The organism is Jeotgalicoccus huakuii, from assembly GCF_036665975.1.
Classification (GTDB): Bacteria; Bacillota; Bacilli; order Staphylococcales; family Salinicoccaceae; genus Jeotgalicoccus; species Jeotgalicoccus marinus.
In genome coordinates this window covers 1-14207 of the sequence record NZ_JAVIYN010000011.1, presented here as the reverse complement: position 1 = coordinate 14207, position 14207 = coordinate 1, and the positions used below count along the sequence as shown (strand labels likewise).

The window sequence follows — 14207 nt, the reverse complement described above, 5'->3', positions numbered from 1 at the left end:
CTCCTAACTTAAATTTACTGTTCAACAACGTGTACTTTTAACTCTGCTTCCACTTCACTATGAAGTTTGATATTCACTTTATGGTAGCCCAAACTCTTAAACGGTTCTGGCATATCTAACTTACGCTTATCTAATTTTACGTCATGCTGACTTTGGTATGCTTCAATAACTTGCTTAGAACTAACGGATCCAAATAGACGACCGTCTTCTCCAGCTTTAGTTTTGATTTCAACTTCTTTACCTTCAAGTTCAACTTTTAAATCTTTAGCTGCTTGAAGTTCATCAGCTTCTTGTTGACGAACCTCTTCGTTATGCGCTTCTAATTTTTTTAAATTTGCTTGATTAGCTTCTTCTGCAAGTCCTTTTTTAAACAAGAAGTTATGTGCATAACCTGTTGCTACTTCTTTTACTTCGCCTTTTTTCCCTTTGTTCTTAACATCTTGTAAAAATATTACCTTCATTCTTTGTCACTCCTATTATTAATAAAAGTATCAATGACTTCTTTTAATTCATTATACGCTTCATCCATTGTTTTGCCTTCTATACGCGTTGCAGCATTCGTTAAGTGTCCGCCGCCGTTCATTTCTTCCATGATGATTTGGACATTGACCTGGCCGAGAGAACGCGCTGAAACACCAATCGTTTCATCTTCTCTAATCGCCATAACAAATGATGCCTGAACACCCTCAATTTGTAGTAGTTGGTCTGCAGCCTGAGCTACTGTCACTGGATGATATGTCATCGTATCATCTGCCTTAACGATTGCGATACCTTTGTCACTTATTTCGGCTGACTTAATTAAGTAACTGCGGGCAATAAACGTATCAATATCATCTTTTAAGAAGGTTTGTGCAAGTACTGGATCCGCACCGTTACTACGTAAGTAACTTGCCGCATCAAAGGTACGTGACCCCGTACGTAGTGTATAGTTTCTCGTATCAACAATAATACCAGTCAACATAATCGTTGCCTCAATACGAGAGAGTTTCTTCTGTTTGTTTTGATATTCTAATAACTCTGCAACAAGCTCACTCGCACTAGAAGCATAAGGCTCCATGTAAACGAGTAGGGGACTTGATATCATATCATCTGCACGTCTGTGGTGGTCGATAACCACTTTTCTCGTCGCTTTATTAAGAATATCTTCATCAAGCACCATGGACGGACGGTGTGTATCAACAATAACAACCGTTGTTTTTGGAGACATCTTATCCCATGCATCTTCGCTGTTAATAAAGATATTATATAAGTCTTCCTTAGCTTCGACTTCTTTCATCAAGCGGGATAGAGTTTCATCAATATCTTCGTCATTTAAGATGATATTTGCTTTAATGCCATTGGAGGAAGCAATTTTTGCAACCCCAATTGAAGAACCAATTGAGTCAACATCAGGGCTCTTGTGACCCATAATGATGACATTGTCACCCTCTAAGAGAATATCTCTTAAAGCATGAGCCATGACGCGTGCTTTAACACGTGTACGTTTTTCCATTGGATCTGTCTTACCACCGTAAAATCTTGCACTACCATTGATAGTTTTGATTGCAACTTGGTCGCCACCGCGACCGAGTGCTAAATCTAAAGAAGATTGCGCTAGCTCACCGACCTCAATATAGTCTCTTGAACCTTCACCAATACCGATACTTAGCGTAATTTGAGCACCATGTGCATCTGAGCTCTCTCGTACCTGGTCAAGTAAAACAAATTTAGTCTCTTCAATTTTAGATAGACTTTTAGCTGACATCACCATAATAAAACGGTCATTAGAAAAACGTCTTAAATAGACATGATTTTCTGTCGCCCAGTCATTAATGATGTTAGTCAGACTATTGTTTAAATCACTCTTAAGTGCCTCAGTCATGTTCTGAGTCATGTCATCATAATTATCGAGGAATAAAATTCCGATAACAGGATCCTTATCTTCTAAGGCGACTTCCATATTTTTCTCATCGGTAATATCTAGGAGTAACAGTGAATTATGTTCATCATAATAGTGAACCTGATACTTCCTATCTCCATATGATGTGTCAATAGACTGTATATTATTCGCTTTTAGGGTTGTCATAATATTCGGGAAGACTCTGTTGATTGGTTCATGATGATAATCTTCAGGAATCTGCTCACACATATAGTGGTTCATCCATGCGATTTCCTCATCGTCATTTAACATGATAACGCCAAGTGGTAGATCATCTATAACATATTTTCTTGCACCGGCTATATCTTTAGAAAGCTCTAATAAGCGATTCTCACTTAAGACGAGCCAACGATGTAAATAAATATAAACCAAGATTAATATCACAATACTAACCAAGATAGCGATAATTCCAAATACCGTATAGTTCAGCACCATAGCAATGCTAAGTATTCCAATGTGAAATGCCAATACGATAAAAGGTATGAGCATCAATTTTTTATCTAATACTCGAAACATTGCTACTTCCTCCTCAATTCCATAATCAACCTGATTCTAAATATCATTTCGAATAGACCAATAAGGATTGTAAGTGGTCTAAAGATGGCAAGCGGAATCAAAATGATAATAGATAATACCTTATTTACCTTCTTGTTAATCATAAAATAATAAGCAAATGCAAGTCCATGGATGAAAATTGCTGATTCAACGATGATTGAGATATTACTATATAGTGATATTGTACTTTCTTCCCAGTTACCACTAAAGAGTGTAATTAAGAAGATGATCATGTACACATAAAGTAACATGCGTGGCATCATCCACTTATCAAAGCTTCTATAGTGCCACATTTTTATCGTATCGTTTGGCAATATCCTAACGATAAGAATGACGTAAACTGCCAAGAAAAAGCTCCCTATGATGAGGAAGGCTGGTAGATTTTGAAAATATAAATCTAATGACTGCAAGATTGTCTCTGGATCTAGTGCTTCTGGTGTCAGTGCGCTAACTGAATTTAATTGTTCTTTATACCAGTCTCTAAATGTTGAATATATTTCTGATAAAGGTCTTAAGAAGCCCATCATTTGCATGATTAAAACCATGGCCATCACACTAAGGCCAAGTGCAAATGTCGTATAAAATATCGTGATTTCTTGAGACAATTTTTTCTTAAGTGTGTAATCTAACAGACTACTTATGATGTATAGAATGATGAAACATGCCGCTGCAAGCGGTGATAAAAAGAGCAAGGCTGGAACTAGGAAACTGAAGAATAGAATCCAGTAATTCGTTGCCGATTGCTGTTTAATTTTTAATAGTAAGTATACCGCGAATGGCATCACAACAGCACCAAATACTAAGGTGATTTCTGTGAGCATTATATAAACTGTAACAGCGAGCAGTGTAAGGGCTAAGGTACCCGTAGATATTTTGTTATTCAATGTTACACTCCTCTTTTAAAAATAAATGCTCCTATTAAGTGCGAATAGGAGCATCGAGTATTTATATTATAACCTTTCAAGCTTCTCCTGACCACCCATATATGGTCGTAAAACGTCCGGAATTGTGACAGTACCATCTTCATTTTGATAGTTCTCAAGTAGGGCAGCCATCGTTCTTCCAACAGCAAGTCCACTACCATTTAAGGTGTGTAAAAGTTCAGCTTTAGAATCTTTATCACGCTTGAATTTAATGTTGCCGCGACGTGCTTGGAAATCTGTCATATTTGAAATTGAACTGATTTCCTTATAATCATTGTAGCTTGGTAACCAAACTTCAACGTCGTATGTCTTAGAAGAACCAAAACCAATATCACCAGTACATAATAGCACTGTGCGGTGAGGGATTTCTAAAAGGTTTAAGATGTTTTCTGCATGTTCCGTCATCTCTTCTAGTGCTTGCCATGAATCTTCTGGACGTTCTAGGCGTACCATCTCAACTTTGTTGAACTGGTGTAGGCGAATTAGTCCTCGTGTATCTCTACCTGCTGAGCCCGCTTCACTTCTAAAGCACGCTGTTTGAGCAGTGAATTTCACTGGCAGTTGTTCATTCTTTAATGTTTCATCTTTGTGGAAGTTTGTAAGTGTTACTTCCGATGTTGGGATTGTGTACATTTCTTCATCTTCAATTTTGAATAAGTCTTCACCGAATTTTGGTAATTGACCGGTTGCATACATTGCTTCAGCTCTAACAATCTGTGGCGTCATCATTTCACGGTAGTTATTTTTCGCATGAACATCTAACATGAAGTTCATCAGTGCGCGCTCTAGACGCGCACCGTCACCTGTATGGTAGACAAAGCGCGCACCTGATACTTTAGCAGCACGGTCAAAGTCTGCAAGTTCTAGATCGTCTAGGATATCCCAGTGTGCTTTTGGCTCAAAGTCAAAGTTTCTCGGCTCTCCAGTACGTCTAATTTCTACATTTTCACTATCATCCTTACCTTGAGGCACATCATCATGAATTAGGTTTGGAATACGGCTCATTTTATCGTGAAATTCTTTTTCAATCGTATTTAAGCGCTCATCAATATCTTTGATTTCTTCTCCGACTTCACGCATTTCTTTAATGACATCATCAGCATCTTCTTTATTTTTCTTTTTAATTGCGATTTCTTGAGAGACTTTATTGCGCTGACTTTTCAATTCTTCTGTTTTTTGAATTAGTTCACGGCGTTCTGTATCAAGGCTTAAAATATCATCAATGACTACAGGATCTAAACCTCTTAATTCAACTTTTTTCTTCACATTGTCCGTATCTTTTCTAAGCAGTTTAATGTCTAACATAATATGACCTCCAATTTTTATTTATAATGCTATCTAAGTCAGCAAACAAAAAGACCACGTCCCCGGTAAGGGACGTGGTCTACGCGTTGCCACCCTAATTAGCATCAGTACACTGATACCATCTCTAACTGATAACGGCATAAGCCGACTACTTCTTGAATGAAAGATAGAAATTCACAATTCCGACGGTTATTTTCACCAACCATAACCTCTCTTGAGTTGACGGTCTTGCTACTGCTTCTTTCGGAAGTAGTAATTATTAATTTGATGTTATCTTAGCTTATCAAACTAAAAATTGCAAGTTTTTAGTTTAAGTCCTGGACGTTCAAATACTACTTGACCGTTAGCAATAACAGTATGAGCGTGATTGACGCCGTAGTGATATGGAATATATTCATGATTCGGTGCATCCCAAATGACTAGGTTAGCATCATCACCTTCATCGATTGTGCCTCTGTCCACATCGATTGCTTGTGCTGCATTAACTGTGACTGCATTCCAAATTTCATTCGGTGTCATCTTCAATTTTAAGGCTGCTATTGCCATGATCATCTGAAGATTATCTGTCACACAACTACCAGGGTTGTAATCTGTAGCAAGTGCAACAGCACCGCCTTGATCAATCATTCCACGTGCATCAGCGAATTCATTTTTACCTAGGTAAAATGTCGTCCCTGGTAATAAGACAGCAACTGTATTTGAGTCAGCCAGTTGTTTTTTACCCGCTTCACTTGCCGCAACTAGATGGTCTGCACTAATTGCATCCTGTTCAATTGCGAGTTCTAAACCACCAAGTGGATCAATTTCATCTGCGTGGATTTTGACTCTAAATTCTTTTTCTTTCGCTTTTTCCATATACTTTCTAGATTGTTCAACAGAGAAGACCCCTGTTTCTGTAAAGATATCTGCAAAATCTGCTAGTTCTTTTACATCATCGAGTAAGGCAATCATTTCATCCAGAAATTCTTCTGAGTCTCGTCCCTTAGGAATTGCATGTGGGCCTAGGAAGGTATGACGCATTTCAATTGGAAATGCTGCTTCTAGTCGTTTCGATACTTCGAGTTGTTTGAGCTCTGTATCTTTATCTAGTCCGTATCCACTCTTACTTTCAACGGCCAAAACACCATGTTGAATCATGCGAGTAATATTTTTAGCAGCCTTATTAAACAAGTCGTCAGCTGTTGTCTCTCTCGTTCTTTCAACAGTATTTAGAATACCGCCACCTTGTTCAAGTATGGTTAAGTAGTCCACACCTTGGCGTTTCAGTGACATTTCATGCTCTCTAGAGCCACCGTGAACCACATGTGTATGAGGCTCAACTAGGGCAGGGGAGACAATCATACCTTGTGCATCAATGACCTCGTTAGCTTCAAAATCGCTTGTATTTTTTCCTGCATAGACGATTTTTTTATCATTGATGACAACGACTGCATCATCAATGATCTCAAGTTCGTCCATCTCTTTACCCTTCAATGGTCCTTCTGTTTTCTTCGGTAAAATTAAAGATTTTATATTTGTAATCATTAAATCGTTCATTATTGATTCTCCTTTAGCATTGGAATATTGACGCCTTTTTCCTTGGCTGTTTCAATCGCGATATCATAACCAGCATCAGCGTGTCTTACAACACCCATACCCGGATCTGATGTTAATACACGTTCGAGACGACGTGCTGCACGGTCGGTCCCATCAGCTACGACAACCATACCAGCGTGCAGCGAGTAGCCCATACCCACACCGCCACCGTGGTGAACACTAATCCATGATCCGCCCGCAGCTGTATTAACTAGAGCATTAAGAATTGCCCAGTCTCCGACTGCATCACTGCCGTCTTTCATGCTTTCAGTTTCACGGTTCGGACTAGCAACGGATCCTGAGTCCAAGTGATCTCGTCCAATAACAACGGGTGCAGAAAGTTCACCTGACTTCACCATGTCATTTAAGGCTAGTCCCATTTTGGCACGTTCCCCATAGCCTAACCATGCAATTCTTGATGGTAGACCTTGAAAGGCAATCTTCTCTTCTGCCATATCTAACCAGCGGAGTAGTTTTTCATTGTCTGGGAACAGTTCACGCATCTTTTTATCAGCTGCTTCTATGTCTTTCGGATCTCCACTTAAGGCTGCAAACCTAAATGGTCCTTTACCTTCACAGAATAAAGGTCGAATATAAGCTGGTACAAAGCCAGGGAAATCAAAGGCATTGTCTACACCTGTATCATAGGCAACTTGGCGAATATTATTACCATAATCAAAGACGACTGAGCCATTTTTTTGAAAGGCTAACATTGCTTGAACGTGTTTGGCCATAGATTCACTTGATAATTTCACATATTTAACGGGGTCAGATTCTCTTAAGATTTTTGCTTTTTCTAGAGAATAGCCTTCAGGTACATAACCGTTTAATGGATCATGGGCAGATGTTTGGTCTGTCACGACATCAATTTTAAAACCACGACCTAGTATTTCATGGTGGACTTCAGCTGCATTACCAAGTAGCCCAATTGATAACGGGCGTCCTTCATTTCTTGCCTTGTCCGCTAAGTCTAATGCTTCATCCAGTGATGCTGTTTTCACATCTAGGTAACGTGTTTCGATGCGTTTATCTATTCTAGTTTCATCAACATCCACACAAAGTGCGACGCCTTCATTCATAGTCACTGCAAGTGGTTGTGCACCACCCATACCGCCTAAACCAGCAGTTAAAGTTACCGTTCCACGTAGACTACCGTCATAGTTTTGATTGGCAAGTTCTGCAAAGGTTTCATATGTGCCTTGAACAATGCCTTGTGAGCCGATGTAAATCCATGAACCTGCTGTCATTTGTCCGTACATCATGAGTCCTTTTTTGTCCAGTTCGTTGAAGTGTTCCCAAGTTGCCCATTTCGGTACCAGTACAGAGTTCGATAAGAGCACTCTCGGCGCTTCTTCATGTGTTTTAAATACTGCCACAGGCTTACCGGATTGGATCAACATCGTTTCATCAGCCTCTAAATTTCTTAAAGTGTTTTCGATTGCTTCAAAAGACTCCCAGTTTCTCGCTGCTTTACCGATGCCACCGTAAACCACTAAATCTTCCGGACGTTCTGCAACTTCTGGATCTAAATTATTATAAAGCATACGTAATGCCGCTTCTTGCTCCCAACCTTTACACTCGATTTCTAAGCCTTTTTTAGCTTTGATTTCTCTAACCATATTGGTCATCCCCTTTGATTTTTATAACACTTCTCTTAAAGCCTTTGATAGGTCGTTAATTTCATATGAAAAATTACGGTCTTGGTCTATGAAATTTGCGATTAGACGATACTCATTGAACTTCTCAAGCGTTTTTGGTGATAATTTATCAATTCCTTTAATTTCAACCGCAGTTAAAGCAATAAAAAGCTCAGTCGCTAAGACATTTCTTGTGTTGTTAATAATGTCTCTTGCATGCCTTGAACCAATGGTCCCCATAGAAACGTGATCTTCTTGATTAGCTGATGATGGAATAGAATCCACACTAGCAGGGTGGGCGAGCGTTTTGTTTTCAGATACTAGACTTGCTGCAGCATATTGTAAAATCATCGCACCAGATTGAAGTCCTTCTTCTGGACTTAAAAAGGCAGGTAAATCGCCGTTTAAGGCCGGGTTGACGAGACGTTCGATGCGTCTCTCTGAAATATTTGCGATTTCAGCGACCCCAATTTTTAAGAGGTCCATTGCAATAGCTATCGGTTGCCCATGGAAGTTACCTCCAGAGAATACTTCATCCTCACTAAAGATAAGTGGGTTATCATTTGCTGCATTCATCTCAATTTCTAATTTTTCTTTCACGTATTTTAAGGTCTGTAGCGATGCCCCATGGACTTGTGGAATACATCTAATTGAGTAGCCGTCTTGAACCCTTAAGTCACCTTGTCTTGTTGTCAGCTTAGAACCTTCGAGATAGTCGAGCATTTGTTGTGCAGCATAGATTTGTTCCGGATAACCCCGTGACTCGTGAATCTGATGATTATAAGCATCTGTAATTCCGTTTAGGCTCTGATGAGTCAGTGAAGCAATCCAAAAACTGTCCTGCATCATTTTTTCGGCCTCAATGTAATTAATGACCCCCTGAGCCGTCATAGGTTGAGTACCATTTATAAGTGCCAGACCTTCTTTGGCCTGAAGGGTAATAGGTTCAATACCTAGGGATTCTAAAACCTGTCCCGTCGGCTTTTGTTCACCTAAATAAAATACCTCTCCTTCACCAATTAAAGTGAGTGCCATATGAGACAGTGGGGCGAGGTCACCTGAGGCACCCAGTGAGCCTTGCTCAGGCACGACTGGAATAATCCTTTTGTTGATGAAGAGTTGCAGTTGATCTACAAGATCTCTTGTCACACCAGAATGTCCCTTAAGCATCGTGTTTAGTCTCAATATCATCATGAGTAGAGCAACGGGCTCATCAAAAGGTTTACCCACACCACAAGCATGCGAGCGAATTAGGTTCACCTGTAAATCTTTCACCTTCTCTTTTGAAATCAACACATCACAAAAGAGACCAAACCCTGTTGTGATGCCGTAAATTGTCTTCTCTTGGTCGATAATTTTATCAACTACTTTTCTTGAATGATTGACCCTTTGATAAGCTTCATCTGAAATTTCTACAACGCTGTCTGTATTTCCCAGGAAATCTTTGAGCGCCTCAATATTTAAATTTTCTCCCTCGAGCTGTAAAACTGTCATGTAATCCCTCCTAAATTTACGTATTAAAAAAAGACATAAAAATCCACTTGGATTCTCATGTCCCTATTAGCTAATGTCTATGACACTGATTATTTAAATGTGATTAATTCCTAAACCTAACGCTTCGTGTTCCTTACCTTTAATTGGTGCACCAATGGTACCGTAAAAGCAAACAGCGAGCCATTCACCCTCATCATCACTATCGTACGGATTCCCTCTGACAATTGAAAAAGTCAATCCAACAGTTCGCATGATGTCTCCAACACTGAGATCTCCACGAGTTACACCTTGTAAGGCTTCTAGAATCGCATGGTAGAGTGAGTGTGTCTCTCGGTATATATCTCCATCAATAATATCACCACGTTTTGCAGCAGTTTCTACCGATGAGATGACTTTTTTTAAATCCATAGAACCTACTTTACCCGTCATAATCTTAAATGACTTAAACTGAGGTAAGATATCTAATGCTGTTGTCTCATCTGTCAGTGCAACAAGTGTAGTAAACTTTCCGAAATCACGATGTGTATTTTGACTCATATATATTTATACCTACCTAATGTCTAATAACTATGTCCATTATAGCGCTTTCATTTTTAGAATACAAGAATGTAATGTTTGTTTATATTGGGCGACAATGCTAAATTTATTTATATTATTGAAAGAGGGTATAGCTATGTTTAAAAAAACAAACGTATTGAGACTCTCCTTAAGTTTTTTAGTCGTCATTCTATTATTTTTCGGATTTTTAATCGGTATACAGTTTTTCACAGCAGAAGTTGATATTCTTTTCGTTCAATATTTACTCGCAGCTGTTCTGTGGATCGATATGATTTTAGGCCTTTTGATTATTTTTAGTTTTTTCAAAATGCTATCACTTATAGACAAAGATGAAATATTTACAACACGCGCACTTTCCATCATGACCAGGATTCAAAACTTCATTCTTGCGATTGCGATTATCTCTTTAGGTCTCATGCCATTCTTTGTTACAGTTGCTCACCTTGATGACGCACCAGGCTTTGTCCTATTTGGCGTCGGTATACTATTCATACCCTTCGCTATCTATTTTTTAATATTGGTATTGAAAGATATACTGATTAAGGCGATTGATCTGCAGAAAATGACATAGATATCCTTCTGCTGGAACTTGAGGAGATGACGAGTTCACGCAACACCTCACTAAACAAAAATACGTGGATACTCGCCGAATATCCACGTACATATATAAACACAAATCCACTTATTGAGTCAGATACGAATTTTCCCATAGTGGTAGTTTCGTACCAATACCTTTATCTAGCGCATTTTTATAGATCTTATAACCCCAAGCGGCGTCTTCCGTCGGCAGTCCACCTGTTAGCATTACAATGATTTCATCTTCTGACTTTCTACCTTCTTTATTTCCGGCTATAATATCACCTAAATCATCGATATCATTGGCTTCAAATTCACCATCATTAATCATTTTAAGAAGTTGATAGGTCATTGCCCAGTCTATACTATCCAATCCATCTGGATGATTTAAACCATCTTCTAACCATTTTTCATGCATGGACCATAAATCTGATACTAAGCGATTTTTTCGATAAAATTCTTCATCAAGATCTGCTGATCCTGTGAGAATAAGTAGTGCGCCTGGTTTTAAGCTCGCATCATTAATTTTTGGCTTAACTGCACCGGATGTTGCTACTGTAATGATGTCAGATTGCTCAAGCATTTGGTCTATGTCATCAAGTGCCTCAACATCTACACCATGTTTTTCTGCTAATTTCCCAGCGATTTGTTTACCTTTTTCTAAATTGATGTCGTAAAGAACAATTTTTTCAATGCCTGGAACACCTTTAATAATAGCATCAATACAAGATTGGTTAATTGCACCACCACCCACTGCACCGATGACTTTTGCATCTTTTTTAGCTAGATACTTTGCTGTAACTCCTGGTACTGCACCTGTACGAACAGATGATACTAAGTTACCTGCCATTATAGATAGAGGAGCCCCTGTATCTTTATCATTTAGAGTAAATGTATGAATTGATCTTGGTAATCCTTTTTCAGCATTAGCAATGTTTGAACCATACCATTTGTTACCGACAACATTAAAGTCGCCGCCTAAATAAGAAATTAGTGACATAAACCGTCTATCTGGACCTTTAACTGGGATGTTCGGGAATTTTTCATTCTCATTAAACCAAAGCATTAGGCCATGATCATTTCTTTTAGGTCCACCGAGTAGGTAGTCCCCCTTACTTAAGAGTACAAACATTTCCTCAAGTGTTTCAATACATTGTTTCATATCTAAGGCGCCCGCTTCAATCATTTCTTCTTCTGACAAATATAAAAATTCTACTTTACTAGACATTAAATTCACTCCTAATTTTTAAATGAAATCCATTTTCTATTTCTAGAGATGAGTAATATCACGATGCTCGCTAACATTAATATGCCTGCAAGTAACCAGTGCTGACTGTTCAATATAAAGATAGGTGAGAAAGTGATAATCGCTATTTCAACGGGAGCAATAGGAACGTACGCTAAGCCAAAGTCGTCTAAAGTATTACTCTCAAGTTTAGGGTCCGCAATTCTAATCAGGGCAATCGCCATCGCTACTGCACCAGTAATCCATCCAAAAGTGAAGATTCCTTTTTCAAACCAATTTTCTTTGAAATATAAACCTGAGAAATATCTGTAGAAAACATAGGCTAGGACGATTCCAAATATCATAAGAATTATGAATGGTACTAGATTTTGAGCAACGACTGTTAGGTTAATTGATGCGATACCAAAAGCAACCAGATAGTCCGTTGCCCCGCCACCAATTTTTGACATAGTATTTTTATCTAGGTATTTATCGGCCTTAATCATTTCGATAAAGATTCTCATCAACAAAGCGACAATAAAGGCTAGGGAGAAGGCTGGAATAGTTACACCTTCCATTAAATTTTCACCTAAAATACTGAGGTAATAACCAATGGCGGTAGCAGTAACGACTAAAATAACGTGGAAAATCAAAGGGTCAATAACAATTGATGATACACGTTCTTCACCCATGGAAGTGTAATCCTTTTCTTCTAAAAGACCAGTCTTATAACCCTTAGGAAGATCTTCAAACTTTTGAATATAGTTTGTATGACCTTTTTCCGCTGCACGTCGTATTAAAAAAATTCCTAAGCCGATGGCAGTGATAGCTCCAATTGTTGCTGAGGTCATAGCGAGTGAAGTGGCTTCTTCCCAACCTTGTTGATGAAATGCATCACCAAGTGCAGCGGCTGTTCCATGTCCGCCAACAAAACCAGCTGCAAGTAACAGCCCAAAACCATTATGCACATCGAATATTGGGCCTAAAAAAATGAGGGCAAATATTAAACCGCCGCCCCAAAATAGAAGCATAATCACTTGGGAATATGACCAAAGCCCACCCACCTTATTAATGACTTCTGACCATTTAAAATTAGCGGTGGAAAAGGGTAACGACGCAAAAACAAATGCGATTAATAGGCCGGGATATGTACCTATAAAATCCGTAAATGGAAGTACATCAAGTGCAAACGGACCTAAAATCAGTCCAATGATTCCTGCGATAATACTTGCCGGCATAAAGGTTCTCTGTATAAACGTGAACTTGGCACGGATGACTACACCGAGAATAAGCAACATAGAAATTAACCCGAAATCCGTTAACATCTCCCAAACAGTAAACTCCATAAAATCCCCCTTTATTATAAAGCGTTTTCATTCACTTAAAATATATCAGACTAAATGGAAAAAGTAAACTTTTTAATCATTAAAAAGGAATATATATTCTATTTTAATCTAGTGTAAAATAATTTTTAGAAGGTATAATATAGAAAAGTCCAATAGCGAGGTAGGGACAAATGACAAATAATATAATAAGAAAAATTATTGAAGAAAAAGATAGTATGAGTAAGAAACAAAAACAGTTCTGTGATTTTATACTAGATAATTATCAAAACATCGAAATATACTCGATTAGTACAATGGCAGAAAAATCAGGAGTAGGGACAACAACGATTCTAAGAACAATCAACAGTCTCGGTTATAGTAGTCTAAATGAATTCAAAGTTGATATTCACAAAGTAAGAATCGAAAGCCATGCACCGACTTGGTGGCAATTTGAAGATGATCAGCGTGACGATAATGAAAGTCAAAGTAGGTACATCTGGAAAAACATCAACCTCTTACAACAATATTCCATGGATAAAAATTTAGAGCAGTCTATTTCAGACACTGTAGAGATTTTCAAAAATTCAAGCCGTATTAATATATTTGGCTTGAGAACATCTAGGTCAGTCGCCATTTACCTAGAAAACTCTATCAATCAATTCTATCCAAAATGTAACCAACTCAGCTATGAGCCACACTTTGTATTCGACAGACTTTATCATATGAAACAAGATGAAGTCTTAGTACTCATCGCTTTATCGCAATTTACTCAACTGACTTATCAAGTTGCAGAATATGCTGTTGAAAAAGGTATACCCATTATCTTAATAACAGACAATCCAGACAACACCATTATTCCACTTGCAACAGTGACTATGAAACTCGCACATTTCGACAAACATTACTCAATTGTCCCAGCGATTTCCTTGGTTGAAACTTTGACCGTCGTACTCGGTAGTCACCTCGATGATGACAGACAGGAAATTCTTAAAGAAGTCGGTGCATTAATCGCAGATAAAGACATTACTCAGTTGTAGTAATTTTATAGGCAATGTATTTGATTTCCACGAACTCGTCTTATTTTCGAAGACCAGCAAACACTCTAACCACAAAAAG

General features: G+C 38.4%; 12 protein-coding genes. 2 read left to right on the top strand and 10 right to left on the bottom strand.

The window, feature by feature from the left end; genetic code table 11:
* Nucleotides 1–14 precede the first annotated feature (14 nt).
* The 8 genes from rplI to hutP form a co-directional block, all read right to left on the bottom strand.
* A complete protein-coding gene (gene rplI / locus V6E76_RS06940) occupies nt 15–461 on the bottom strand; it encodes a 50S ribosomal protein L9 (RefSeq protein ID WP_247351682.1) in 447 nt (148 codons plus the stop codon).
* Nucleotides 458–2434, bottom strand: coding sequence for a GGDEF domain-containing protein (locus tag V6E76_RS06935; RefSeq protein WP_247351684.1), 1977 nt, complete (start codon nt 2432–2434; stop codon nt 458–460). The genes rplI and V6E76_RS06935 overlap by 4 nt, the downstream gene beginning before the upstream one ends.
* 2 nt (nt 2435–2436) lie before the next feature.
* Entirely contained in the window at nt 2437–3357 is a 921-nt protein-coding gene (locus tag V6E76_RS06930) for a DUF2232 domain-containing protein (protein WP_247351686.1), read from the bottom strand.
* Between the two features lie 66 nt (nt 3358–3423).
* A complete protein-coding gene (serS, locus tag V6E76_RS06925; RefSeq protein WP_247351689.1) occupies nt 3424–4701 on the bottom strand; it encodes a serine--tRNA ligase in 1278 nt (425 codons plus the stop codon).
* 288 nt (nt 4702–4989) lie between these two features.
* On the bottom strand, nt 4990–6237 hold the full coding sequence (gene hutI / locus V6E76_RS06920; protein WP_247351691.1) for an imidazolonepropionase: 1248 nt from the start codon (nt 6235–6237) through the stop codon (nt 4990–4992).
* Nucleotides 6237–7895 carry a urocanate hydratase gene (hutU, locus tag V6E76_RS06915; protein ID WP_247351693.1) on the bottom strand — a complete coding sequence of 553 codons (1659 nt, stop codon included), beginning with the start codon at nt 7893–7895 and terminating at the stop codon, nt 6237–6239. Before hutU ends, hutI begins: the two co-directional genes overlap by 1 nt.
* Before the next feature lie 21 nt (nt 7896–7916).
* The gene (gene hutH, locus V6E76_RS06910) at nt 7917–9407 is read right to left on the bottom strand and encodes a histidine ammonia-lyase (RefSeq protein WP_247351695.1); all 1491 of its coding nucleotides are present in this window, start codon (nt 9405–9407) and stop codon (nt 7917–7919) included.
* Between the two features lie 93 nt (nt 9408–9500).
* Nucleotides 9501–9944, bottom strand: coding sequence for a histidine utilization transcription antiterminator HutP (hutP, locus tag V6E76_RS06905; protein ID WP_247351697.1), 444 nt, complete (start codon nt 9942–9944; stop codon nt 9501–9503).
* 136 nt (nt 9945–10080) lie between these two features.
* Here hutP and V6E76_RS06900 point away from each other — a divergent pair, with 136 nt between their 5' ends.
* Complete coding sequence (locus V6E76_RS06900) at nt 10081–10536, top strand: DUF2975 domain-containing protein (protein WP_247351698.1); 456 nt, start codon at nt 10081–10083, stop codon at nt 10534–10536.
* Nucleotides 10537–10647: 111 nt separating this feature from the next.
* Here the strand turns inward: V6E76_RS06900 and V6E76_RS06895 are convergent, their stop codons facing one another.
* Entirely contained in the window at nt 10648–11769 is a 1122-nt protein-coding gene (locus tag V6E76_RS06895; protein WP_247351700.1) for a tyramine oxidase subunit B, read from the bottom strand.
* A gap of 11 nt (nt 11770–11780) precedes the next feature.
* Complete coding sequence (locus tag V6E76_RS06890; protein WP_247351702.1) at nt 11781–13112, bottom strand: sodium/glutamate symporter; 1332 nt, start codon at nt 13110–13112, stop codon at nt 11781–11783.
* A gap of 170 nt (nt 13113–13282) precedes the next feature.
* Between V6E76_RS06890 and V6E76_RS06885 the strand changes: the two genes are divergently transcribed.
* On the top strand, nt 13283–14128 hold the full coding sequence (locus V6E76_RS06885) for a MurR/RpiR family transcriptional regulator (protein ID WP_247351704.1): 846 nt from the start codon (nt 13283–13285) through the stop codon (nt 14126–14128).
* Nucleotides 14129–14207 lie beyond the last annotated feature (79 nt).